This window comes from Shewanella sp. S1-49-MNA-CIBAN-0167, assembly GCF_040310145.1.
GTDB classification, from domain to species: Bacteria; Pseudomonadota; Gammaproteobacteria; order Enterobacterales; family Shewanellaceae; genus Shewanella; species Shewanella psychromarinicola.
Window position 1 is genome coordinate 1 of the sequence record NZ_JBEOPO010000466.1, and the last position, 240, is coordinate 240.

Below are 240 nucleotides of genomic sequence, written 5' to 3' on the forward strand. Positions count from 1 at the left end.
GTATTGATGAGTATGGTAACTTTTCTGCTGAGGGTGGGCCAAGTGGTCCAGGTCGACGCAGACAGTCGGTATCGATTCGAGGTTCTGGCTCAGGCACATCTGGTTATCCTTATTTACGCGGGACATGTAGTAATGGCTCTATAAATCAGAATGGGGATTGTTTGTCTCCTAAAGTTGATAACAATAATGTTTCACCTGCACATCGATACCGTATTACGGTTGATTCATTGATCGCTAATC

Annotated in this window: 1 protein-coding gene; it reads left to right on the forward strand. The window is 44.2% G+C overall.

All coding sequences use genetic code 11. From position 1 onward, the window contains the following. Positions 1-240: L-type lectin family protein (locus AAEZ00_RS22055; RefSeq protein ID WP_351090169.1), on the forward strand; the 240-nt coding region annotated here is incomplete at both ends.